Raw genomic sequence first — 22238 nt, 5'->3', positions numbered from 1 at the left:
GGGATCAAGGCGCGCCGCCGTCGGCGGCGCGCACGGTGCCTGTCCTGCTGGCACCGGAGCGGCATCCATCCCGGCACGCCGGGCTCCCGCTTCCCTCACGCCCGGCGGCCGAGCGGCGCGGCCCGCGCTGTACCAGGCAGCGCACCGCCGACGGCGGGGGTGAGCCATGGACTACCAGCGACCACGACTCGTGACGATCGCGCGGTGGGTCACCGCGGACCGGTGGGCCCGGCGATCGACGCCCGCCTACGCTCCGCGCCAGCGGCCAACGGGAGATGTGTGTGCAGTTCCGGAGCTGGCTCACTACTGGCTTAGGGCGGGTGGCTGGGGAGATGTAGTAGCCCGAGGCCGACCGCAGTTGTGACCGCAACGGGATGCCATCGAGGGCTACTTGTGCACCATCTGCACCGAAGGGCAGATGAGGAGGAACGCCTGGTCAGCGCGTTGACCGGTTCCTACGGATCAGAAGGTTGTAGGTTCGAATCCTGCCGAGCGCACCAGAGTAAGTCTAGGTCAGGGCCCCTGTGGGAGAATCTTCCACAGGGGCCCTGACCGCTTCGCGACGGAAGTTCACTTCTCGGCGACGGCGTAGCGAAGAGGACGTTCATCCGGTCGAGCGCATCCGACCGCACGCTCTCGCCGCCTCTGCGCATCCCCGGTCGTCACCCTGACCAGGGCTGTGGCGCACGTTGTGCGCACGATCACGCAGAGACTCGCCTGCGCGCACAGCGCATCGAAGGTCCGGTTGATGCCGAGCAACTCGATCGCCGTGGCGTGGTGGAGACCAGCTACCTGTCCTTCGGCGCCGGCTGCCAACTCATTTACCTGGACCTGGTGGTTGAGCCCGGTGCGCCGAGGTCGCGACCACGATGAGGCGGTGTGGGTCACCGCGCCGAATCCGACTCAGGGAGTGAGTGTGATGGCCTCGGTCGCCGCGGCTTTGAGGCGATTGGTCGACAGCGTGCTGCCGGGAGCTTGCTCGGCTTGGGCTATGACGACAGTGGTGCCGTCGGCGAGGGAGTCGTAGTGGTACCCGGAGAAGCGGATCCCGTCCTTGGTGAGCTCGGTGATGTTGCCTGTTCCGTGGCGGTCGACGAGAACCTTGAACTCTGCGGCTCGGACGGTGTCGGGCATCGTCACCCATGCCACGGCGACACGCGCTGTGCCCGTGCCGTCGGAGGCGTCGTAGAGGGCACGGGTGAGCCTGGCGCAGGGGTGGGTGGCGAGGTAGTCGTGGACCTGTCCGTAGGACGACTCAGCGCACGAGCCGCCCTCGGAGCGGTCCAGGCGGGTGTGGGTGAAGGTCGTCGCGGTCGAGGCGTCGGAGCTCGCGGCGGCGCCGAGTCCGCCACCCGCGACCACGAGGACGGCGGCCAAGAGCAGGCCCACCACGCTGTTGTCCGCACCGCCGCCGGTGCGGGTGGGAGCGGACCGGTGGTGACCCTTGACCCTGATGCCACTGCGGAAGTGAGGTCGAACGCGAACCATGTGCCACTCCTTCGGTAGTGGGACGGAGACACCACGATTGGCCTTGTAGATCCGATCCGAGAGCAGTTCCATAAATCGAACGGACATTGGGTGGTGTAGTGGAATTGCACTCGGTGGAAGCACTAAGTGGTGTCGTGCTCAACGATGATCAGTGGGGTGGGCCGATCCGGTGCAGAGACACCGGATCGGCCCACCCGTTACCGGGGCACTGGGTTCCGGGCCTTTTCCAGGGTTGCCGCCAGATGGTCGATCTGAGCGTCCACCTCCATCCGGCGACGTGCCTTGGCGGTCCGGTCCTCGCCGCCGATCTCCTCGATGCCCGTCCTCAGCTTCTGCCGGAAGCGGAGTTCCTGAAGCTCGAAGTCGACCGAGTCGCGCTTCTCGCTGGCCTTCAGTTGCAGATCGTGCAGCCGGCCGGAGACGTCGAGTTGACGGCGCACCCGGGAATCGTACTCAGTGTTCGCGCTCATCATCTTGCTGAGCACCGGCAGGCAGTCGAGCGCAATGAGGAGCAAAGCCAACAACACGTGCGCCATCAACACCGAGAAGTGCGTGGACGATAGGCTGCCCAGTGCCTCGAACTTGTCGAGCAGACCGCGTTCGGCCAGGTTCTTCCGTTTTTCGTCGATCTTCGCGTTGATGGCGGTGTTGATCTCGCGCTCCGTCTGGCTCGAGGCGTTCGAGACCTTCTCCGTCAGCTCCGAGACCTGCCGATCGGCCACCACGAGGTCTGCGTGCAACTGCTCGACCTGGCTGTCACGGCGGAATTGGTCCGCTTTGTCCCGGTTGCGGGTGCACTCCGGTCCTTCACCGGGCACGGCCGTCAGACCTGGACCGCCGCGTCCCGCGCACTCGTCACGGGCCAGGCGCTCCAACTCGGCCAACTGGGCGTCCACGTCGCCGACGCGGGCGGCCAGCCCGTCGCGGTGTGCCGTGGCTCGCGCCAACTCGTCCACCGCGCTTTGCGGGCGCTCGCTTATCACCACGAGAAACCCCGCGCAGGACGGGTCGGTCGGAATTTCACCGGTCGGAGGGTTGCACCGCTTCACCGTGCTCCCGTAGGCGTCGATGTCCGCCTTGCGCGTCTCGCTGATCTCGTTGTCGATCGACTGGTGGAACACCGCCAGCACCAGCGGTTCGGCGATGACAGCTCCCAACAGCACGGACAGCAGCAGTCGGGGCAGGTAGGTGCCGAGCAGCGACGTCCGCGCCGCGCCGTGGGTGCTGGAGATCAGCCAGCTGTCGGCAGTAATGATGATCACGGCCCAGATGAGGTCGGCGAACACCAGCCACCAGTGCCCGCCCAGCACGCTCGCGAGCGCCATGTGCATCGATACCGCCGCCAGCAGGCCCGTGTTCAGCACGATCAGGCCGAGGCGCGTGTAGCGGGGTCGTTCCTCCGGCACCCAGTCGAGCACGTCCTCGTTGACCCCGATGACGCGCCGCAGCAATCGGGGCACGCCGCGCTGCGGCATCACCGGGCGGAGGGCACCGATCGCGACGTCGTTCGGCAGCGACACCCGGACGGGACGTTCGACCGGCGGTGTGCTGACCGGTGGTGCGCCGGCCCTCCTCCGAATCGGCGGCTGCTCGTCGACGGACGGGCGTTCGTCGAGCGTCGTCATTCCTCCACCTTCGTGCTGCGGTCGTCGTCGACGGCGAGGTCCTGGTCGTCGGTCAGTTCCGGTTGCTCCGCCGGCGCCGTGATCGCAAGGTCGTCACCGGAGGGAGCAGTCGTCTCGACTTCCCTCGCGCGGCTGCTGAGCACGTTGTTGATCATCTTGGTCAGGCCCGGTCCGAGGTTGGCGGTGTCGAGATGTCCCTGCGCGGCGAGCGCCTTGATCACGTTCAGCTGCGCGACCAGCTGCTGCATCTCCTCGGACCGCGCCAAGTGCCGGTCCTCGCGTTCCCACTCAGCCAGGCGCAGCGCGTCGGCGCGGTCGGCCTCCCGCTTCGCGCGGGACTGCTCCAGCTCGGTTTCCTGCCGGTGCTGCACGTCGGCCCGTTCCGCGTCCCATCGGAGCCGGTCCCGTGCACGCTCGTCCTGGATCGCCAGCCGCAGGTCCTCGCGGTCCTGCTCGACCTCGCGTTCGTGCAATCGGCGCAGCTCGTCGGCGACCTCCCTCGTGCTCACTTCGCCGGCAGCGTGGGCGAGGTACAGCGCGGCGATCGGGTCCGCCCCCACTACCTGGGTGGTGTGGTCGAGTTCCCGCCGGGCGTGCGCACGCCGCAGCGCGTCGAGCGAGCTCGCGTGCTCAGTGTCCTGGAACTCGACGGACTGCCTGTGGAACTGCTCCAAGTCGTGCAGTCGGTGGTCGTGGCTGAGTTGTGTGGTCCTCACGACGTGCGTTCCCTCGGCCTCCCGCAACCTCGTCTTCAACTCGGCAACCTGCTCGGGCGTCATGACTTCGACGCTGGCGAGCGTCACGGCCAGCCCGGCGAACTCCGGCGGTTCGATCGTGTGGTAGGCCCGAACTTGCGCATCAAGTTTGCGGCGCACGTCGTTGATGTCCGCGAGGTCGTAGTCCAGGCCGAGCTGGAAGATTCGCTGGTGGCCCTTGAGGTAGCCGGTCAGCAGGGAGGCCGCGTCGCTGCCGCCGGCGCCGACGACCGCGACCGGGTCCACCGCGGTGCACAAGAACGCCACGCGGAGTGTGAAGTTCGCCGCGTCACGGGAAGGGATGACCAGCTCGGCGACTACCTCGATGTCCGCGGTGACGTCTACGACAGACACGTGCGAGGCGTCCACCACGGTCGGCGAGTCGAGGGGCAGGTCGTTCGTGTCCAGCACGAGTTGGTTGCGCGTGCGGTACACCAACTGCTGCCCGGCCAGCACGAGTGGCACCTCCGCTCGCAGGCGGCCGCGGCTCCGGCTGAACAGCCGCTTCGGCGGCAGCGGTTCGAGCACGCGCTCGGTGATCACCGGGTACGACTTCTTCTCCATGTGTCGTGGCTCCAAGTCAGGAGACGCGTCCCTTGAGCGCGTCGAGAACGGCGTCCACGAGGGACCTGATGTCGGTGTCCTGTCGGCGCGCCGCCACTACCCGGAAATCCGCGTCCAGCGCTTCGTGCTCCCAGACGGGCAGGGTGGAGTGCAGCAACACGCCCAACCTGTGCGCGTTCGCCCTGGCACGGGGGTCGTTCTCGGCCATGTCCTCCAGCAGCGCGTGCAACGCCTTGATCGCCCGCAGCCGCAGCGGCCGGAAGACCAGCACGCTCGCCAGCAGGCGAACTACCACGTCGCCGCCTTCCGGGTGTTCTTCCAGGTGGAGGAGGACGGCGGATCGCTTGGCGTCCGACTTCCGCGACTCGAGCACGGCGAGCGCGGTGCGCATGGCTACCGCGCGGCTCGCCGGTCGCGCGCCCGGAGCGTTGAAGCGCGTCACCTTGTCTCGCAGGTAATGCAGGACGAGATGCGCGTTGTCGGTGTCGCGAACCAGCGTGGCGAAAAGCTCGCCGAACACGTGCTCGACGTCACCGTGCACGGTGTGCGACTGAGTGCACACCGTCCAAAGGCGGCGGCGTGCGTCGTGGGGGTATCGGGCGCCGAGCCCGCCGATGAACGCCATCGCCGCGACCCATCGCTGCTGTGGCGTGCCCCGCTCGACCCAGCCGGCCGCGATCTTCAGCGCCGCGGGTGCCAGCACCTCGTCGTAAGCCATCAGGTGCAGGACGTAGACGGCCACCCGTCGTCCCGCCGCACGACGTGTGCCGCGTGCCCACCGGTCGAGCACACGCACCACCTCGTCCAAAGCGATGGTGGCGAGTTCCGCCAGGCCGACAGCGACCGGCACCTCGTACCGCGAGTCCGTGACGATCTCGTCCAGCCACTCGACGACCGCGTCCCAGAACACGACGTCCATGCGCTGCCACAGCTGCGCCAACACGGGTCGGTGGTGCCCGGCCCTGGCGAACCGCAACGCGCCACGCGTGCCCAAGTCGGTGTGCAACGTCGAGGTGGCCACCAGCTCGTTGGTCAGCAGGTCTCGCCGTAGCTGTGGCAGCCGGTCGGGCTCCACCGCCTCGTCCGAGGCGGTCGGCACGTCCCGATCCAACACTTGCTGCAACAGCCGCATCGCGCTCTCGAACGTCCTTTCATCCACGCCGGTGGCGAACGCGAGCGCGGTGACCTCCAGTACCTGACGCCGGTCTGCCTCCTCGAACCACTCCTCCACCTCGACCCGGATGCGCGCGTCGAGGTGCTCGAGTGCCTGGTCGAGAGGCAGCCCGCGAGCGAGCCACTCGGCCAGCCCGACCACGTCGCGGACGCTGTCGATCGACGCCAGCGCCTCGTGCAGCACCGGTTCCTCGTCAGCCGGCAGCGTGCCGTCCCAGTACGCCCGCAACACGCGCTCGGACGCCGGCGCGTGCCAGGCGACGTGGCAGGTGCGGTCCACGACGATTGCCGGCGGTTCGGTGATGACCAGGTAGCAGTCGCGGTCGCGGGCACGGTCGCGCACGACCCGCCATTCGAAGTCCGGCTCGCCGCCGTACTCGGTGACGCGGTCGATCACGAGGTAGCCGCAGCCGGACTCGTACTCGTACTCCGCCAGCTCGGCCGGTGACACGTGCGGCGACATCAAGTAGAGCGACTGGTCGGTGACCTGGCGCAGCAGAGCCAGCGCGGACGAGCGCTTACCGGTGCCCGGCGCGCCGCACAGGACCAGCAGCCGGTCGGCGGCGAGCTGTTCGACCGCCGGTCCGAAGCCCTCCGGGCTGACGAACCGGCTGAGGGCGGCGATGTCGCCATCGTCGACGCGGCCCGTGGCCCGGGTGAGAGGCCGCGAGGACCAGCCGCCCACTGTCTGCGCGCCGAGCACCGCGCGCTCGAAACGAGGGCTGTAGAGGTTGACCTGCACCTCGTTCAGCGTTCTCCGGTCGTACCGCGGTTCTGGACCCTCCGCCGGCTCGTCGGTCGGCGTCGAGGCGGCTTCCTGCGCCTGCTGCACGGTCATCGCCCGAACCTGTTCTGCACACCGATGACGACGTTGCGGCCGTGCACGCCGCCATGCACCGTTGTGCTGTGGCCGGTTGGCGCCGGCGGTGCTTCCGGCGTGGACACGGACACGGCTTCGGCGGTGGGCCGCTGGACCAGGTCGAGGGCCAGCGCGCGCACGTCGACGCCCGGCACGTGCAGCCAGGCAGTGCTGTTGAACTTCTTGGCAACCACCGGCACTTCGCGGAAGTCTCGCGGTGACAGCCGGGTGTGACCTTGCACCACCAGGTCCAGGTAGAGCGGCGGTGACAGCAGGAGCACCAGGTCGGTGGTGGGGCACGCGCGCAATGCGAGCCGACCGGGATCGCTGTCGAGGATGCGGCTCACCATCACCACGCCCGTTCCGGCGTGGCCGTACGGCGTCGCGCGCACAAGTCCCTGGTGCACCGCAACGCGCAGCCGCAGCTTCAGCTCGTGCGGCGCATCAACGTTGTGCGCGGCCAGCGACTCGGCCAACGCCGAGGGCAGGTGGTCGACGACGCGCTTCTCGGGCGTCTCGACGGGCAGCACCGAGAGCTCTCCGTCACCGGAACCCTGGACCAGCCACCGGGACCGGTCGAGGCCTGCCCGCTCAGCGGTGACCCGCATGACGTTCGCCAAGGCGTGCTGTACCCGTTCCTGATCGACGTCGCGGCGCGAGCTGTAGTTCTCCACGTCCAGGCTGAGCAGGACGCGGCGGGTGAAGTGGTCGTCCACGGTGGCTTCCTCCGCGTCGTGGTGGTGTAGCGAGGAGTCTGCGCGGCGGTCGCACCGCACACTTCGGGAAAATCCGGGTTTCGGAGAAGTCGGCATCAATCGTCGTCCGCGGTGCGGCGCAAGGACTCGAGATCCCGGATGCGGACGCCCCGGTAGCGCGCCGTCACCAACCCCTTGGCTTTGAGCGCTTTCAGTGCCACGCCGACCGCGTCCGGCTTCGCGCCGATCAGCCTGCCGAGCTCCTCCTGCGAGACGGCCACGCCGAGGTCCACCCCGAGTGGACCGGGCACACCATGCGTCTCGGCCAACTCCAGCAGGACCCGCACCAACCGCACCTTGACGTCGTACGCGGCGAAGTCCGCGCGCCTGCGGTTGGCCCAGTCGAGACGGTCGGTGATCAGCGCGCACAACGCGTGCCACGCCTCGGGGTTGCGATCGAGGTACGCGAGGAACTGCCGTCGTTCGATGACCTGCACCAGAAGGTCGGTGCAGGCCGTCACGGTGGCCGAGCGGATCAGGTCCTGTCGCAGCGCAGCGCCTTCTCCGATCACGTCGCCGGCTACGCGTACGCCGATCAGCGCCTCGGAGCCGTTCTGCGCCACTCGCGTGACCTTCGCGCACACAGCGCTGCCGGAGACCGCCGACTTGAGCAGGAATACACCCATCTCGCGATCGCCTTGGCGGGTCAGGTGCTCGTTCGTCCGTATGACGCGTTGCCTGCCGAGTGAAAGCAGCCCGCTCCGCACGTCACCGCTGAGTCGGGCGAGGTACGTTCCGGGCAGCCACGCATGTTGGCTCGATGCTTGGGACAACGCAATCTCCCGTCGCCGTTCTGCAGCGAGAACCGCACCTTGATCAACCCTGTGAGTGACGGTTCATACCTTCGGTCGCCCACTCTTGCGTCCGATCCGGTGTTTATCGGATTGGTGTTACCGCCGTGGGTGAGCGGAAGGTTACATGGTCGCCGAAGGTGTACGCATCCGGGTGGCGCTCTGGTTCTAACCGGTGAAGATCCACTTCTCGGTGCGGTCATGGGCCGCGAGTGTAAGGATTGTTTGCGCTGGTAGATCCCTTGGCGACGGCCCGTGGAAGTAATTCATATTCCGGTTCACTGCGAATTTTGATCGATCGGTCTGCGATTCGACACACTGTCGAAGAACGTTGTTCGGAAACGGGGTCCATGTGCCGGATGTTTCCGGTGGTGGACGCGCGACCACTGCGTCGAACCTGTGCGCGTCGCCGATCCCGTACGGTCCGCGGGATTGAGCTTCTCGGTGTCGCACGGCCGCTTTCGCGTGATCGAAGCCGCGAGTCCGCTGCGCCTCACTAGCGCATTCGGGCGCGACAGGCACTGTCGCTGCCTCCGGCACGACTGACAACGTCGCGGGGCGTCGGGCCACCTCGTCCGACGGTCCGTCGTGGTTCAATCGCGAGTACCGCCGCGTGGTCACCGAGTCGCTCCGCCGTGACGCGGCACGCCTGTGCGCCGAAGAAAGTCCGGCCGGCGTGACAACCCGGTCGGGTGGGAAGACGTTCATCCTGGTTGTGTTCTTCAGACGGAGTACCGGTGGGCTGCCCGACGCCCGCTTCGAGGAGTTCGTGCGCGCGCAGTCGCCCGGTCTGCTGCGCCTGGCGTTCCTGCTGGTCAACGACCGCGGGTACGCCGAGGACCTGGTGCAGACCGCGTTGCTGAGAACCGCGCTGCGCTGGCACCGGGTACTCGAGCACCCCGAGGCGTACGCGCGGCAGGTTCTGGTCAACCTCGCGAGGGATCGTTGGCGGAGGGTGAAGCGGCGGGTCGTCGAGCAGCCGCTGAACGACGTGGTGGCGCCGCCCGACCCCAGTGATCACGCCCGCAGCGTGGTGAACCAGCAGGCGGTGCGGCAGGCCGTGGCGGCGTTGCCGCAGCGGCAACGCGAGGTGGTCGTGCTGCGGTTCTTCGCCGACCTGTCCGTCGCCGAGACCGCGCAGACGATGGGCATCACCGAAGGAACGGTGAAGTCCCAGACCCACCGGGCCCTCTTGCTGCTGCGGCAGTCGCTCGACGGCTCCGAGACCTTCCAGGAGGCCAACGATGTCCACTGACGACCGGCTCGACGACACCTTCGTGCACGAGTTGCGCCTCGCACTGCGGGCGGGCGAGGAGGAGGTGCCGCCCGCACTGCTGCCGTCACTCGCCAAGCGCTACGGCCGCCGCATCGCCCTCCGCCGCGCGGGGCTCGTCGCGGTGCCGGTCGTGCTCGCGCTCGCGGTCGGGATCGTGGCCGTGAGACCGGGTTCGACCCCGCCGGACGAGGGCCACGCGTCGTCGACCGCCCTGGTACCGAGCGTGGACATCGCGCTGGTGGCGCGGGAGGTGACGACCGCGCTCGACGGCGTGGACGGTTGGGTCGTGCGCAGGACCTCGACCGAGGAGTCCGGCAAGTACGGCAAGCCGGGCAGGCCCGCCGTCCACGACAACCACAGCCTCGGCGACGGCACCGCCTTCCGGTCGTCGGTCCTGGTGGACGGCAAGCCCGTCATCGACACGAGCATCGAGCGCGACGGCACCACCACCGTGGTCGACCACGTGAACCGGACGTGGCGGCGCACTCCTGGGTACCACTCGCCGGGGCAGGCCGTTGTGGACACCGACGTGCTGACCCCGGCGCGGATCAAGCAGGCGCTCGCCGACGGACGCCTGCGCGTGGTCGCCGAGGGGGAACTCGTCAACGGCAAGCCGACCGTCCACCTGGAGGGCGACCTCGGGCTGAAGGCCACCCCGCCCGTGGCCCTGTGGGTCGACCTCGGGTCGTGGCTCCCGGTGCGGCAGCAGCACCTGCAGGACGACGCCCTGCCGCCGGCGGACCTGGCGTGGTTGGCGCCCACCCCGGAGAACCTGGACAAGCTCGTCGCTCCCGTGCCGGCCGGGTTCACCGAAGTGCGGTGAGCCCCGCGGTGTCAAAGATGCTTGACATCATGTCAAGCGAACCTTACCTTCAGGGTGTCAAGTTTCTTTTACATCGGAGCGTGGTGCCATGTCGTACGAGGAGAAGGGGATCTGGGTGTACCTGGTGGTCAGCGCGCTGACCTACCTCGGGTACGTCGTGGTCGTCCTGGGGCGGGCCGGTGACGGGCCGGTGGCCGAGGTGCCCTACGTGTCGCCCATGTTGTGGGCCGTCGGGATCGCCGTGGGGCTGGCCGTGGTCGGCCGGGTCGCGCTGGAGATCGCCAAGCCGAGCGAGAGCCACCGGGCCGACGCCCGCGACCGCGACATCAACCGGTTCGGTGAGCACGTGGCCGGCGTCGTGCTCGGCGTGGGCATGGTGCTGCCCTTCGGGTTGACGCTGGCCGAAGCGCCGCACTTCTGGATCGCCAACGCGATCTTCCTGGTGTTCAACGCGTGGGCCGTGTTCGGCGCCGCGGTCAAGCTGGTCGCGTACCGCCGGGGGTTCTGAGTGGGCAAGCCGACCAGGATCACCAACTCGATCCGCGCACTCCGCTTCGCGCACGGCGAGATGACGCAGGCCGAGCTGGCCCGCCGCCTCGACGTCACGCGCCAGACCGTCATCGCCATCGAGCAGGGCCGCTACTCGCCCTCGCTGGAGATGGCCTTCCAGATCGCGCGGGTCTTCCAGGTCCCGCTCGGCGACGTGTTCCAGTACCCGGAGGACGACTCATGAGAGCGATCACCCAGGACGCGTACGGCGTCCTCGAAGAAGTGCTGCGGCTGAACGACATCGACAAGCCGTCGGTCGGGGACGGTGAGGTGCTGGTGCGCGTGCGGGCCGCCGCGGTCTCCGGCTCCGACTGGCACATCCTGCGCGGCCTGCCCTACGCGGCACGGCCGGTGGTCGGGGTGCGGCGACCGCGCAACCGGGTGCCCGGCCTAAAGTTGGCCGGCACGGTCGAGGCGGTCGGCCGGGGCGTGTCCCGCACGAAGATCGGCGACGAGGTGTTCGGGTGGTGCTCCGGCGCGTTCTGCGAGTACGCCGCCGTGCCCGAGGGCCAGGTGACGGCCAAGCCCGCCAACCTCACGGCGGAACAGGCGGCGGCCGTGCCGATCGCGGGGTTCACCGCGTTGCAGGCGGTCCGGGACGCGGGTCGGGTCGCAGCCGGGCAGAAGGTGCTGGTGCTGGGCGCTTCCGGCTGCGTCGGGGTGTACGCCGTGCAGATCGCCAAGCACTACGGCGCCGAGGTGACCGGGGTGTGCAGCGCGGCGAAAGCGGACCTGGTCACGGGGCTCGGCGCGGACCACGTGCTCGACTACGCGGCCGGACCGTTGACGGCGAGCGGCTTCGACGTGGTGATCGACCTCTACGGCAACCCGTCGCTGCGCACCTTGAAGCGCCTGCTGAAGCCGGGTGGGACGGTCGTGCTCGCCGGCGGCACGGGCGGGCGGTGGCTGATGGGCATGGACCGGTGGGTCCGCGGGCTGGTCGCGGCGCCGTTCCTGGGGATCAAGGCACGGCCGCTCGTGCACAAGGATCGCCTCGACGACCTCGTGCTGCTCCGCGAGCTGATCGAAGCGGGTGAGGTCGTGCCCGCGCTGGACCGCACGTACCCGTTGGCCGAGGCCGCCGCCGCGATCGAGGACGTGCGGCGTGGCCGGGTGCGCGGCCACGCCGTCGTCACGCCCTAGTCACCACCGCGACGGCGCCGGTGGCGGGACGACCCGCGGGCGGTCGTCGCACGTGATCGTGTTCGGCAGCAGCCACGGCGCCAGCCAGCCGTCGTTGCCGCCGCCGTCGGCCAGGGCGAACTCCGAGCCGGTGGCCGGGAAGTGGAACGAACCGCAGTTGTTCACCGGCACCGCGCCGACGTTGCGGGCGTCCACGTTCGCGAACGTCGCCGACCCGGCCGCCCGCGCGCTCACCACCGACGTGCCCGTGCCGTCGACGTGGACGTCCTCGAAGCGCACGTTGGTGATCGAGTGCAGGTCCTTCACCGACCACTCGCTCACCAGCATGATCGCGTTGTAGGTGTTGTCGAGGAAGTGGTTGCCCACCACGCGCACGTCCGCGTCGATGTCGCCTTCCAAGGCGTAGAACCAGATCGCGCCGAGCCCGACCTTCCAGTTCAGCTCGAACGTGCCCGCCCGGACGGTGGTGTTGTCGGTGATCAGGACCTGCCCGGTGAACGGCTGCGCGCCGAACCGCGACCCGAGCTGGATGCCGCTGCCCTCGCGCACGGGGTCGGCGACCAGGTTGCCCGTCACGGCGTTGTCCGTGCCGCCGTACAACGCGATGCCGTTGGCCAGCACGGGCGACTGCACGGTGTTGCGCTCGAACCGGTTGCGCGCGTCCTGCCGGTGCTCCGACCACATGGCGAGGCCGTCGTCACCGGTGTTGCGGATGAAGTTGTTGCGCACCAACGAGTCCGTGACGCCGGTGTGGAAGTTCAGCGCGTCCGCGACCTGGTCCACCACGATGTTGTCGGTGACGGAGACGTTCGACATCGGACCGTCGAACCACAGGCCGACCTTGGTGTGGCGCAGGTGCAGGCCGCGGATCGTGGAGTCGCTGAGCGCGCCGCCGATCCCGTTGACCTGGTCGGTGTCGACCCGCTCGCGCACATCGCCCTCGATGGCGAAACCGCGCAGGTGGACGTCGTGGCTGCCGCCTTCGGCCGCGGGCTTGCCGTAGAAGCCGACCCCGGTGTGCACGGAGCCGTCCGGCGCGGGGGTCGGGAGGGTGACCTCACGGCCTTTGACCACGGTGTGCCAGTTGCCCGCGCCCTCAATGGTCACGTCGTCCACGACGATGTGCCGGTTGACCTGGAACGTGCCCGGCGGCAGGTACACGGGGAGCCGGTGGCGCCTGGCGAACGCGATGGCGCGGTCGAGGGCGTCGGCCGAGTCGCGCCGGCCGGTCGGGTCCGCGCCGAACAGCAGCACGTTCGCCGCGACCGGGTTGACGTGCGGCGGTGCGACCAGCTCCGAGTCCAGCAGGTCGATCACGGTCCACGCGGCGTTCGTGCCGGCGGGTGCGGTGAGGCGGACGCGGTCGCCGGCGCGGTGGGTCCTGCCGAGCTTGAGGCGCTGCTCGTCGTAGAAGTGGCTGGGGCGGAACGGTTTCGTGATGACCGGGGCGGGCGTGGTCTGGGACGGCACGCACGCGCACTCGGTGATCCACCAGTCCGGGTGCAGCAGGTCGGCGTTCGGGTCGTTGCTGAAGGGGTACTGGTTGTAGAGCCACGCGTACTGCGAGGTGAGCGTCATCGTCTTGCGGTGCTTGCCGTTCACGGTCACGTCCAGCGGCGCGGTGATGCCGCCGCCGGTCGGCGCGTCCGGGACGCTGTAGCGGACGGTGATCGCGTTGGCGGCGGCCGGCAGGGTGAACTCGACGTGCTCGCCGGGCGCGAGCCGGACCGCCATCCGACCGGACGCCTCGGACGGCAGCGTGTACGCCGTCCGGTCGGGTCCGATGACCGTGCCGTTCGTGGTGGCGTTCTCCGCTTCCTGCTCGACGAACGCGACGTCCGCGCCCCGGCCCGCGACGAGCGCGGGGTCCAGCGCGGCCCGGGTGACGACGGGCGCGGGCGCGGCTTGGGCCGTGCCGGGCACTCCGAGCCCCGCGACCACCACCGCGACCGCGACGAACCTGACAGCCATCCGCAACATCGAGGACTCGTTTCTCTCAAGGCCGGGGACGCGACCTTAGGCACGCTGTGGCGTGCCTCACAAGAGAGTGGCGAGTTTTTCCTAGAATCTGTCGACTACTTGCGCGAATCAAGCACTGGCTTGCGCAGGCTGACGTCAGCCCCGACCCAGCTCCGCCAGCACCCCGTCGGTGAACGCGGGCCAGGCCGCCGCGGCCCACTCGCCGAAGTTCCGGTCGGTCAACGTCACGCACGCCACGCCGGCGTCCGGGTCGACCCACAGGAACGTGCCGCTCTGCCCGAAGTGCCCGAACGTCCGCGGCGAGCTGGCCGTGCCCGTCCAGTGCGGCGACTTCCCCGCCCGGATCTCGAACCCGAGACCCCAGTCGTTCTCCTTCTGCGACCCGAAGCCCGGCAGCACCCCGCGCAGCCCCGGAAACGCGACCGTCGTCGCCTCCGCCACCTGCTCGGCCGACACCAGCTTCGGCGCCTGCACCTCCGCCGCGAACCGGACCAGGTCCGACACCGTGGACGTGCCACCCGCGCCCGCCGAGCCGTCCAGCGTGGACGACGCCATGCCGAGCGGCTCGAACACCGCTTCCGCCAGGTACCGCGCGAACGGGATCCCGGTCGCCTCCGCCACGAAGTCCGCGAGCACCTGGAACCCCGTGTTGGAGTAGATCCGCCTGGTGCCCGGCGCGGCCTGGACGTCGGCCGAGTCGAACGCCAACCCGGACGTGTGCGCGATCAGGTGCCGCACCGTCGACCCGGCGGGCCCGGCCGGCTGGTCCCACTCGACCGCGCCCTCCTCCACCGCCACCAGCACCGCGTACGACGTCAGCAGCTTGGTCACCGACGCCAGCGGGAACCGGCGGTCGACCGGCCCGTGCGTGCCGAGCACCTCGCCGCGCGCGTCGACCACGGCCGTCGCCGCGGTGTCCACCGGCCACGACGACACCGCCTGCAAGCTCTCCATGCCGCAGACTCTGCCATGTGTCACCACGAGAGCTGGTCGTGCTCGGCACCGCGAGCCAGGTGCCGACCCGCACCCGCAACCACAACGGCTACTTGCTGCGCTGGGACGCCGAGGGCTTCCTGTTCGACCCGGGCGACGGCACGCAGCGGCAGATGGCGCGCGCGGGCGTCGCGGCCACCGACGTCACCAGGCTCTTCATCACCCACTTCCACGGCGACCACTGCCTCGGCGTGCCGGGCGTCGTCCAGCGGATGTCCCTCGACCGGGTGGCGCACACCGTGCACGCGCACTTCCCCGCGGAGGGCGCGGAGTACTTCGAACGGCTTCGGCACGCGAGTTCGTTCCACGACGTGGCGGACGTGCGGGCGCAGCCGGTCACCGAGCCGGGCGTGGTCGCCGAGGGGCCGTTCGGCCGGCTGGAGGCACGGCGGCTCGACCACACGCTGCCCGCCTACGGCTACCGCCTGGTCGAGTCGGACGGCCGCACGATGCTGCCCGAACGGCTGGCCGAACGCGGCATCCGGGGTCGCGCCATCCGCGACCTCCGGCCGCCGCTGCTGGACGAGGTGAGCGTGCCGCGCCGGGGCCAGCGGTTCGCGTTCGTCATGGACACCCGGCTGTGCGACGGCGTGTTCGAGCTCGCCGACGGCGCCGACATGCTGGTGATCGAGTCGACGTTCCTGCACGAGGACGAGGCGCTGGCCGCGGAGTACGGCCACCTCACCGCGCGGCAGGCGGCGAAGGTCGCGGCCGAGTGCGGCGTGCGCAAGCTCGTCCTCACCCACTTCTCGCAGCGCTACACCGACCCCCGGCTGTTCCACGACGAGGCCGCCGAGGTCTTCGACGGCGACATCGTGGTGGCCGCCGACCTGGAACGCGTCCCGCTGCCCCGCCGACGCGAGACCACCGACTTTGTCGGACCCGGCCGGTAAGATCACTACAAGGGTTCCCCTTGGCGGGGACCCTCGCGAAGCTCTGACGGCCGGCTACCGGCTCTCGGTCGCCCACTGGTCGCGGACCACGGTGTCGAGGTCGGAGCAGGTCGGTTCCCAGCCCAGCGCGCGCAGCCTGGTCGTGTCCGCGCGCAGCACGGGCACCTCGTCGGGGTTCGCGGGCCGCCGCACGACCGGCACCTCCCGACCGGTCACCCGGGCCACCGAGGCCAGCACGTCGGCCACGCTCGCGGGCGTCGCGCCCACGTTGAGCGCCACGTACCCCTCCTCCGCGCACTCCACCGCCGTCACGAACGCCCGCGCCACGTCGCGCACGTGCACGAAGTCGCGCACCGCCGACCCGTCGCCGAACACCTCCATCGACGGCAGCCGCCCGGCCGCCACCCCGCACGCCCTCGTGATCACGCGCGTGTCGTCGACGTCCCCCTCACCGGCGACGTTGAACAGCCGCAGCGCCACCCCGCGCACCCGACCCGCGGCGGCGGACCACGACAGCACGTCCTCGGCGGCGGCTTTGGAGGCCGCATAAGGACTGGCCGGCGCACGCGGGCAGGACTCGTCGATCGTCGCGACCCCGGCCGACCCGTACACACCCGCCGTGGACGCCAGCACGAACCGCGGCGGCGGCGAGCGCAGCAGGTTCACCGTGCCGCCCACGTTCACGTCGTAGTACCGCACGGGATCGCCGAACGACTCGCGCACCCGCCCCAGACCCGCCAGGTGCACGACCGCGTCGACCGGCCCGTCGAACGACCCGACCCGGACGTCACCCGAAAAGGGGATAGGTGTGTGGCCCGCGGCGGACAACTCCGCCGACACCACCCGTCCGACGTACCCGGTGGACCCGGTGACCAGAACGCGCATGGCGACATCACAGCACGTCCACCGCACCGTCCACGTCTCTGAACTCGGTGCAAATTCACCCTAAAGGTCGGGACAGGTGGGGCCGATACAACCCAAGTGAGTTACCCGCATCCAGCCATGCACACGAGCATCGAGGGCGTTCTCGCCGAGCACGCCGTGCAGGAGGCCAAGCGGCAGCGGTTCCTGGAGACCGCCGCCGCGATCGTGGCCGCCGCGCCTCCGTCGCTGGACGACACGCTGCTGGGCCTGCTGCTCCCGTTCCCCAAGGCCCAGGGTCCGCGCGCCTTCCTGAACCGGGTTGACCAGGTACTTCGCCACGCCGCTCGATGATCTCGCGCAGCCGCCCCTGATCCCATCGGCAAGTTTCATCCGGTCGTTGCCGGACCGTGCTAGGCCGATCCCATCGCCTGCCTCTACAGTGCGTGACACCGGCGCTCGCCGGCTGTCTCGTCTGCTTCTCATAAAGCGAGTTCTCGGCGATGGATGACGTCCTTTCCGCGCTTCAAGCGCGCCTCGGCACCCTGTTCGGCGACCGGTTGGTCGTGCTCGCGGGCGGCACTCGGCTGAGTAGTCGCGCCGGCGAGCTCCACCAGCTCGGTGCCCGCCATACGCTCGTGCTGTCGACGGACGACCACGCGCCGCTGCACGACTCGGAAGTGGCCCGCTGGGTGCCGCTCGGCATCGCGGGCGGCTTCGTCGCGGTCGAGCAGAACCGGCTCACCAGGCTGCTCACCTCGCCCGACCGCCGGGTCCGCGCGGTGCTGGAGGACTTCGACCCGCGCGGCGAGGCGCTGGTGATCAGCACGCCGTACGTGCACACCCCGGAGTTCGCGGGCCGGCCGGTGCTCAACGCCCGCCGCCCCGAGTGGGTGGAGCTGGAGAACAAGACGACGATCGACGGCCTGTGGGACGAGCTGTCCGCGCCACGCGCGCCCGCCGTCGTGCTCGGCCTCGACTTCGACGGCCTGTGGGAGGCGACCGGACGCCTCGACCGCGGCGCGGGCGTCGTCTGGTCCGGCGACGGCCCGGCGATCAACGGCGGCGCGAACTTCGTCCGCCGCGTCCGCGACCGGCAGGAGGCCCAGGAGGCCTTCGACGTGCTCGCGGCCAAGTGCGAGTTCGTCCGCGTGATGCCGTTCCTGGAGGGCATCCCGGTGAGCGTGCACGGGATCGTGTTCCCGGACGGCACCGCCGTGCTGCGGCCGATCGAGATGGTCGTGCCGCGCCGCGCGGGCCAGGCCCGGTTCCTGTACGCGGGCTGCGCGTCCTACTACGACCCGCCCGCGTGGATCCGCGAGGAGATGCGCAACCTGGCCCGCCGGGTCGGCGAGCGGCTGCGCGAGACGGTCGACTACCGCGGCACGTTCACCCTCGACGGCATCGCCACCGCCGACGGCTTCCTGCCGACCGAGATCAACACCCGCTACGGCGGCGCGATGGTGTGCTTCGAGGACGCCCTGCCGCAGCTGCCGCTGGCGCTGGTGCAGGTCGCGCTGGTGGCCGGGCACGACCTCGGCGTGTCGTCCATCGAGTTCGAGGAGCTGCTGGTCTCCGCCGCCGACGACTACCGGCACGGCTCGGTCGGCGCGAACGTCCGCGCGGTTCACCCGACGGAGGCCGTGGAACGCTCGATCGTGTTCACCGAGTGGTCGTGCCGGTTCGCGCACCCCGAGGAGACGCCGCACGGCGTGCTGCGCCTGCGCCCGTCACCGCTCGGCGCGCGGCTGGAGCTGGACTTCTACGCCGAGCAGCTGCCGCCGGCCCGCCCGGTGGTGGCGCTGACCGTGGCCGCGTTCGCCCTGGCCGACCAGGAGTGGGGCACCGGGCTGGGCCCGCTGGAGCCCGCGGTGCCGGTCGCCGACGACGAGGCCGCCGCCGCGGTCGTGGAGCCGACCGCCGTCACGGCGTGATCGTCACGCCTTCCTCGCCATTGGAGGGATCGGAGTCTCCGTAGGCTGTTCCTTCATATGCCGCGAGGAAGGCGTACCGGTAGCCCATCAGCTGCAACGTCACGTACGGCGGCTGGTTGGGCGGGTAGGCCTTGTCCCGGTAGGCGCGCAGCAGGTCGGGGTTGCACTGCGCGGTGGCGCGCAGCAGCCCCGGCGTGATCGGCGTGTCGCTCACCAGGTGCAGCGCGACCCGTGCCGCCAGCGCCAGCAGCCGCGGCGAGCGGTCGGCGGAGGCCAGCGCCTCGGCCACCGCCGCCACGTGCCGCGGCACGACCTCGGGCACCGCGATGGCCAACGCCATCGAGCAGGCCACCTCCGCGCCCGCCAGCGCCTCGAACACCTTCGGCGCGCCCTTCGCCACCTCGTACCGCGTCTGCGTGATCCAGTCCGGCGGCCGGCGCGGCAGCTCGCGCCCGAGCGCGTTCCACCGGCGGCGGGTGCGCTTGCCGTCGTCGGTGAACCCGGCGCTCGCCAACGCCATCGCGGCCAGCAGGAAAATCACCCGATCGCGGCTGTCCGCGGGCACCCGGTAGCTCGCGCCCATCTCCACCAGGAAGGGCACGGCCCACACGCTCGCCTCGGACACCGTGTCGTCCACGAGCAACCGGCCGGCGAGGGCTTGGCAGGCGACCTCACGCGTCACGCGCTCACCGTGCACGACGCGGCGCAGGAGGTCGTCCACGCCCGCCCCGTGGGCCAGCACCGACCAGGGCATGTCCTCCAGTCCACGCAACGGATCCGGCCGTTGCCACGCAGGTGGGAGCTCCATGGCGCGCAACGTACGCGATCGCGGGCATCGGTACCGGCGGGATCACTCGCCTGTGGGTGGTGCCACCACCGTACGATCACGCGGTGCGCGGACCCACCTTCAAAGTCGTCGACCTGTTCTCCGGCGCCGGTGGCATGAGCCTCGGCTTCCAGGCGCACCGCGACTTCACCATCGTCGGCGCGGCGGACGCGCAGATCGGCAAGCCGTCGTCGCGGCTGGGCTCGTTGCGCTGCAACGGGATCTACCGGGACAACATCGGCGTCGACCCGCTGCAGGTCGACCTGGGCCGGCTCGACCCGGCCGTGCTGCGGCAGGTGTGGAACCTGCGGCGCGGCGAGCTGGACGTGCTGGTGGCGTGCCCGCCGTGCTCGGGCTTCACCCGGATCGCGCCCGCCAACCACCTGCGCGACGACCCGCGCAACTCGCTGGTCGGCCGGGTCGCGGCGTACGTGGAGGAGTTCCGGCCGCGGGTGCTGGTGCTGGAGAACGCGCGCGAGCTGGTGAAGGGCAAGCAGCGGCACCACCTGGACGGGTTGGCCGAGCTGCTGCTGGAACTCGGGTACGAAGTGGACGCCAGCACGCACATGCTGTCGCGCTTCGGACTGCCGCAGCTGCGCGAGCGGGCGATGGTGGTGGCGGTGGACGCCGGCGTGCCGCTGCGCACGCTGGAGGACCTGTGGCAGGGCTGGGAGGTCCGGCCGGGCGCGGTGACGGTGCGGCGGGCGATCGGCAAGCTGCCGCCGGTGGAGGCGGGCGAGGCGCACCCGGAGGACGAGATGCACGTGTCGCCGTCGTTCCGGCGCGACCGGTCGCTGGACCGGATGCGGGCCATCCCGGCCGACGGCGGGTCGTGGGGAGACCTGGTCGGCTCGCCCGCGGAGCAGCTGCTGAACCCGGCCCAGCGCAAGATCATCGAAGAGGGCAAGTGGGGTTCCCACCCGGACGTGTACGGCCGGCTATGGTGGGACGAGCCGGCGCGCACGATCAAGCGGGAGTGCGGGCACGTCGGCAACGGCCGGTACGCGCACCCCGAGCAGCACCGGTTGTGCACGGTGCGGGAGATGGCGCTGCTCCAGGGCTTCCCGCGCAAGTTCCGGTTCGACGTGTCGGTGATCGGCAACGCCTACCGGCACCTGGGCGACGCCGTGCCGCCGCTGATCTCCTACCAGCTGGCGTCGCTGGTGAAGTGGATGCTGACCGGCCGGCCGCCGACGGCGCGCGACCTGTGCCTGCCGGGCACGTCGCTGCGGGTCGGCGACATCCGCCCGGTCACGCCGTCCGCCCTGGTCGCGTAGATCACCGTTTGGCAACGGTGTGGCGTCGAAAGCGGGTCGGCAGCTATTACGTGCAATCCACTGTGGACCGTCTGAGCTGCGGGAATGACGTCACTGCGGGAATCCGTGTCCGTTTCGCGGTCCGTCGAAACAGGTGCCCGGTGATCGATCGTCGACGGGCCGTCGATTATGCTTGATCATCCACTGTGGAGGGACGGACGCCGTTTCCGCTGCTGGGGGCTGTTCTACTCACGGTGGCACCCGTCCTCGATCGAGTGAAGGCAGATCGGCTAGTGTTCGGCTGATTCCTGTCGTTTCGGTGTCGGAGCGCTCTGCCGAGTAGCTCCCCGAACGACACGGACCGCCGCCTTGAACCACACCAACGGGCTACCCTCGCGAGCCTCAAGGAGACAAATGGCATCCCGGTTGAGTCCGAAGCGTCTCGGGGCCGCGGTCCTCGGCGCCTCGCTCGCGCTGATGACTGCGGCGCTGCCCGCCGCCGCCGACGCGGTCGTCGTGAAGCCTCACCGCCCGGCGAACGTGCAGGGCATGGGCATCTTCCTCGATGGCAAGGACAAGGAGATCAACACCGAGTTGATCGGCCTGAAGATCATCGAGGGTGGTGACGACCAGACCGCCACCGCGTACTGCGTCGAGCTGCCGACCCCGCTCGAGGACAACACGCCGCTCGAAGAGGTGCCCTGGAACGAGCACCCCAACGACGACACCAAGTTCAAGACGAACGCCAAGTTCGTGAACTGGATCCTGCACAACAGCTACCCGACGCTCAGCGTCGAGGCCGCGGGCGAGAAGTTCGGCCTGGACGGCGTCAAGGAGAGCTCGCTCATCGCGGGCACCCAGGCCGCCATCTGGCACTACAGCGACGGCGCCGACCTGCGCGAGAACAACTCCACCGTCGAGGGCTCGGACGTCGACGCCGACGTGCTCGCCGTCTACAAGTACCTGACCGGCGAGAAGAACGTCGGCATGGACCAGGAGCCCGCGCCGACCCTGACGATCGACCCGTCCGAGCTGGAGGGCAAGGCGGGCACGCTGATCGGCCCGTTCACCGTCACCACGACGGCCGAGGGCGGTCTGGTGCTCGAGGCGGAGGTGCCGCAGGGCGTCACCTTCACCGACAAGGACGGCAACGAGCTGCCCGTCTCGCAGGAGGGTGACCTCGGCGCCCAGGCCGAGACCCGCGTCGGCGAGGTCTTCGTGAAGGTGGACGAGGGCGTCGAGCCCGGTGAGGTCAAGTTCACCGTGCACACGACCGCCACGCTGCACCACGGCCGCTTGTTCGTCGCCCAGGACAAGCAGAAGAAGACCCAGTCGCTGGTCATCGCCAAGCCGGCCAAGGCCGACGTGAAGGACACGGCGAAGGCCAAGTGGGTGGAGGCCCCGGTCACCACGACGACCGCGCCGACCACGACCACCGCGCCGACGACGACCACCACCACGACCGAGGCGCCGGTCACCAGCACCACGGTCCCGGCCGGCGGCGGCAGTGACGACGACCTGGCCAACACCGGTGCGTCCATCTTCGTGCCGCTGCTGATCGGCATCGGCCTGCTGGGCGCGGGCGCCGGGGCGCTGCTGTTCCTGCGTCGCAAGCGCACTGCCTGATCTTGATCCGCGGAACGGCCCCCTGGGACTCCCAGGGGGCCGTTCCCGCGTGTGGGGGTCCGGTTTGC

At 70.0% G+C, this 22238-nt stretch carries 20 protein-coding genes; 10 read left to right on the top strand and 10 right to left on the bottom strand.

Annotation, left to right across the window (positions count from 1 at the left end):
* Positions 1–903: 903 nt before the first annotated feature.
* From ADK67_RS07700 to ADK67_RS07675, 6 genes are all read right to left on the bottom strand, one after another.
* A complete protein-coding gene (locus ADK67_RS07700) occupies positions 904–1488 on the bottom strand; it encodes a hypothetical protein (protein WP_157619996.1) in 585 nt (194 codons plus the stop codon).
* A gap of 197 nt (positions 1489–1685) precedes the next feature.
* Positions 1686–3113, bottom strand: coding sequence for a DUF4407 domain-containing protein (locus ADK67_RS07695; RefSeq protein WP_082403294.1), 1428 nt, complete (start codon positions 3111–3113; stop codon positions 1686–1688).
* A complete protein-coding gene (locus tag ADK67_RS07690) occupies positions 3110–4432 on the bottom strand; it encodes a hypothetical protein (protein ID WP_053715690.1) in 1323 nt (440 codons plus the stop codon). The genes ADK67_RS07695 and ADK67_RS07690 overlap by 4 nt, the downstream gene beginning before the upstream one ends.
* A gap of 16 nt (positions 4433–4448) precedes the next feature.
* The gene (locus tag ADK67_RS07685; RefSeq protein ID WP_053715689.1) at positions 4449–6443 is read right to left on the bottom strand and encodes a hypothetical protein; all 1995 of its coding nucleotides are present in this window, start codon (positions 6441–6443) and stop codon (positions 4449–4451) included.
* Positions 6440–7180 carry a hypothetical protein gene (locus ADK67_RS07680; RefSeq protein WP_053715688.1) on the bottom strand — a complete coding sequence of 247 codons (741 nt, stop codon included), beginning with the start codon at positions 7178–7180 and terminating at the stop codon, positions 6440–6442. Before ADK67_RS07680 ends, ADK67_RS07685 begins: the two co-directional genes overlap by 4 nt.
* 95 nt (positions 7181–7275) lie before the next feature.
* Complete coding sequence (locus tag ADK67_RS07675) at positions 7276–7926, bottom strand: Crp/Fnr family transcriptional regulator (RefSeq protein ID WP_157619995.1); 651 nt, start codon at positions 7924–7926, stop codon at positions 7276–7278.
* A gap of 799 nt (positions 7927–8725) precedes the next feature.
* On the opposite strand from ADK67_RS07675, the gene ADK67_RS07670 reads away from it, so the two are divergent.
* From ADK67_RS07670 to ADK67_RS07650, 5 genes are all read left to right on the top strand, one after another.
* Complete coding sequence (locus tag ADK67_RS07670) at positions 8726–9265, top strand: SigE family RNA polymerase sigma factor (protein ID WP_231648065.1); 540 nt, start codon at positions 8726–8728, stop codon at positions 9263–9265.
* Positions 9255–10109, top strand: coding sequence for a hypothetical protein (locus ADK67_RS07665; protein ID WP_053715686.1), 855 nt, complete (start codon positions 9255–9257; stop codon positions 10107–10109). Before ADK67_RS07670 ends, ADK67_RS07665 begins: the two co-directional genes overlap by 11 nt.
* An 88-nt stretch (positions 10110–10197) precedes the next feature.
* Entirely contained in the window at positions 10198–10617 is a 420-nt protein-coding gene (locus ADK67_RS07660; RefSeq protein WP_053715685.1) for a hypothetical protein, read from the top strand.
* On the top strand, positions 10618–10842 hold the full coding sequence (locus tag ADK67_RS07655) for a helix-turn-helix transcriptional regulator (RefSeq protein WP_053715684.1): 225 nt from the start codon (positions 10618–10620) through the stop codon (positions 10840–10842).
* Positions 10839–11801, top strand: a complete 963-nt coding sequence (locus ADK67_RS07650; protein ID WP_053715683.1) for an NAD(P)-dependent alcohol dehydrogenase — start codon at positions 10839–10841, stop codon at positions 11799–11801. The genes ADK67_RS07655 and ADK67_RS07650 overlap by 4 nt, the downstream gene beginning before the upstream one ends.
* Here the strand turns inward: ADK67_RS07650 and ADK67_RS07645 are convergent, their stop codons facing one another.
* Together ADK67_RS07645 and ADK67_RS07640 are read right to left on the bottom strand one after the other, a co-directional pair.
* Positions 11802–13772, bottom strand: coding sequence for a glycosyl hydrolase family 28-related protein (locus ADK67_RS07645; protein ID WP_082403300.1), 1971 nt, complete (start codon positions 13770–13772; stop codon positions 11802–11804).
* Between the two features lie 144 nt (positions 13773–13916).
* Positions 13917–14735 (bottom strand): serine hydrolase domain-containing protein, encoded by an 819-nt coding sequence (locus ADK67_RS07640; RefSeq protein WP_053715681.1) that lies wholly within the window; start codon positions 14733–14735, stop codon positions 13917–13919.
* A gap of 17 nt (positions 14736–14752) precedes the next feature.
* On the opposite strand from ADK67_RS07640, the gene ADK67_RS07635 reads away from it, so the two are divergent.
* On the top strand, positions 14753–15667 hold the full coding sequence (locus ADK67_RS07635; protein WP_053715680.1) for a ribonuclease Z: 915 nt from the start codon (positions 14753–14755) through the stop codon (positions 15665–15667).
* A 54-nt stretch (positions 15668–15721) separates the two neighbouring features.
* On the opposite strand, the gene ADK67_RS07630 is transcribed toward ADK67_RS07635, so the two are convergent.
* Positions 15722–16552 (bottom strand): NAD-dependent epimerase/dehydratase family protein, encoded by an 831-nt coding sequence (locus tag ADK67_RS07630; RefSeq protein ID WP_053715679.1) that lies wholly within the window; start codon positions 16550–16552, stop codon positions 15722–15724.
* 117 nt (positions 16553–16669) lie between these two features.
* Between ADK67_RS07630 and ADK67_RS07625 the strand changes: the two genes are divergently transcribed.
* Together ADK67_RS07625 and ADK67_RS07620 are read left to right on the top strand one after the other, a co-directional pair.
* Positions 16670–16882 carry a hypothetical protein gene (locus tag ADK67_RS07625; protein ID WP_053715678.1) on the top strand — a complete coding sequence of 71 codons (213 nt, stop codon included), beginning with the start codon at positions 16670–16672 and terminating at the stop codon, positions 16880–16882.
* A 149-nt stretch (positions 16883–17031) separates the two neighbouring features.
* A complete protein-coding gene (locus ADK67_RS07620) occupies positions 17032–18462 on the top strand; it encodes a hypothetical protein (RefSeq protein WP_053715677.1) in 1431 nt (476 codons plus the stop codon).
* Here ADK67_RS07620 and ADK67_RS07615 read toward each other — a convergent pair.
* Entirely contained in the window at positions 18452–19270 is an 819-nt protein-coding gene (locus tag ADK67_RS07615; protein ID WP_053715676.1) for a hypothetical protein, read from the bottom strand. The two genes, ADK67_RS07620 and ADK67_RS07615, sit on opposite strands and share 11 nt — an antisense overlap.
* Before the next feature lie 83 nt (positions 19271–19353).
* Here ADK67_RS07615 and ADK67_RS07610 point away from each other — a divergent pair, with 83 nt between their 5' ends.
* Complete coding sequence (locus ADK67_RS07610; RefSeq protein WP_082403291.1) at positions 19354–20565, top strand: DNA cytosine methyltransferase; 1212 nt, start codon at positions 19354–19356, stop codon at positions 20563–20565.
* Positions 20566–20958: 393 nt separating this feature from the next.
* The gene (locus ADK67_RS07605; RefSeq protein ID WP_053715675.1) at positions 20959–22170 is read left to right on the top strand and encodes a thioester domain-containing protein; all 1212 of its coding nucleotides are present in this window, start codon (positions 20959–20961) and stop codon (positions 22168–22170) included.
* Positions 22171–22238 lie beyond the last annotated feature (68 nt).

Origin of the sequence: Saccharothrix sp. NRRL B-16348 (assembly GCF_001280085.1) — a bacterium.
Classification (GTDB): Bacteria; Actinomycetota; Actinomycetes; order Mycobacteriales; family Pseudonocardiaceae; genus Actinosynnema.
This window is presented reverse-complemented; position numbering and strand designations above follow the sequence as displayed.

What these genes read in the sequence shown, in the direction of transcription:
- ADK67_RS07700 (WP_157619996.1), bottom strand. Translation starts at nt 1,488, where the DNA reads ATGGTTCGCGTTCGACCTCACTTCCGCAGTGGCATCAGGGTCAAGGGT.
- ADK67_RS07695 (WP_082403294.1), bottom strand. Translation starts at nt 3,113, where the DNA reads ATGACGACGCTCGACGAACGCCCGTCCGTCGACGAGCAGCCGCCGATT.
- ADK67_RS07690 (WP_053715690.1), bottom strand. Translation starts at nt 4,432, where the DNA reads ATGGAGAAGAAGTCGTACCCGGTGATCACCGAGCGCGTGCTCGAACCG.
- ADK67_RS07685 (WP_053715689.1), bottom strand. Translation starts at nt 6,443, where the DNA reads ATGACCGTGCAGCAGGCGCAGGAAGCCGCCTCGACGCCGACCGACGAG.
- ADK67_RS07665 (WP_053715686.1), top strand. Translation starts at nt 9,255, where the DNA reads ATGTCCACTGACGACCGGCTCGACGACACCTTCGTGCACGAGTTGCGC.
- ADK67_RS07660 (WP_053715685.1), top strand. Translation starts at nt 10,198, where the DNA reads ATGTCGTACGAGGAGAAGGGGATCTGGGTGTACCTGGTGGTCAGCGCG.
- ADK67_RS07650 (WP_053715683.1), top strand. Translation starts at nt 10,839, where the DNA reads ATGAGAGCGATCACCCAGGACGCGTACGGCGTCCTCGAAGAAGTGCTG.
- ADK67_RS07645 (WP_082403300.1), bottom strand. Translation starts at nt 13,772, where the DNA reads ATGGCTGTCAGGTTCGTCGCGGTCGCGGTGGTGGTCGCGGGGCTCGGA.
- ADK67_RS07640 (WP_053715681.1), bottom strand. Translation starts at nt 14,735, where the DNA reads ATGGAGAGCTTGCAGGCGGTGTCGTCGTGGCCGGTGGACACCGCGGCG.
- ADK67_RS07630 (WP_053715679.1), bottom strand. Translation starts at nt 16,552, where the DNA reads ATGCGCGTTCTGGTCACCGGGTCCACCGGGTACGTCGGACGGGTGGTG.
- ADK67_RS07625 (WP_053715678.1), top strand. Translation starts at nt 16,670, where the DNA reads ATGCACACGAGCATCGAGGGCGTTCTCGCCGAGCACGCCGTGCAGGAG.
- ADK67_RS07620 (WP_053715677.1), top strand. Translation starts at nt 17,032, where the DNA reads ATGGATGACGTCCTTTCCGCGCTTCAAGCGCGCCTCGGCACCCTGTTC.
- ADK67_RS07615 (WP_053715676.1), bottom strand. Translation starts at nt 19,270, where the DNA reads ATGGAGCTCCCACCTGCGTGGCAACGGCCGGATCCGTTGCGTGGACTG.
- ADK67_RS07605 (WP_053715675.1), top strand. Translation starts at nt 20,959, where the DNA reads ATGGCATCCCGGTTGAGTCCGAAGCGTCTCGGGGCCGCGGTCCTCGGC.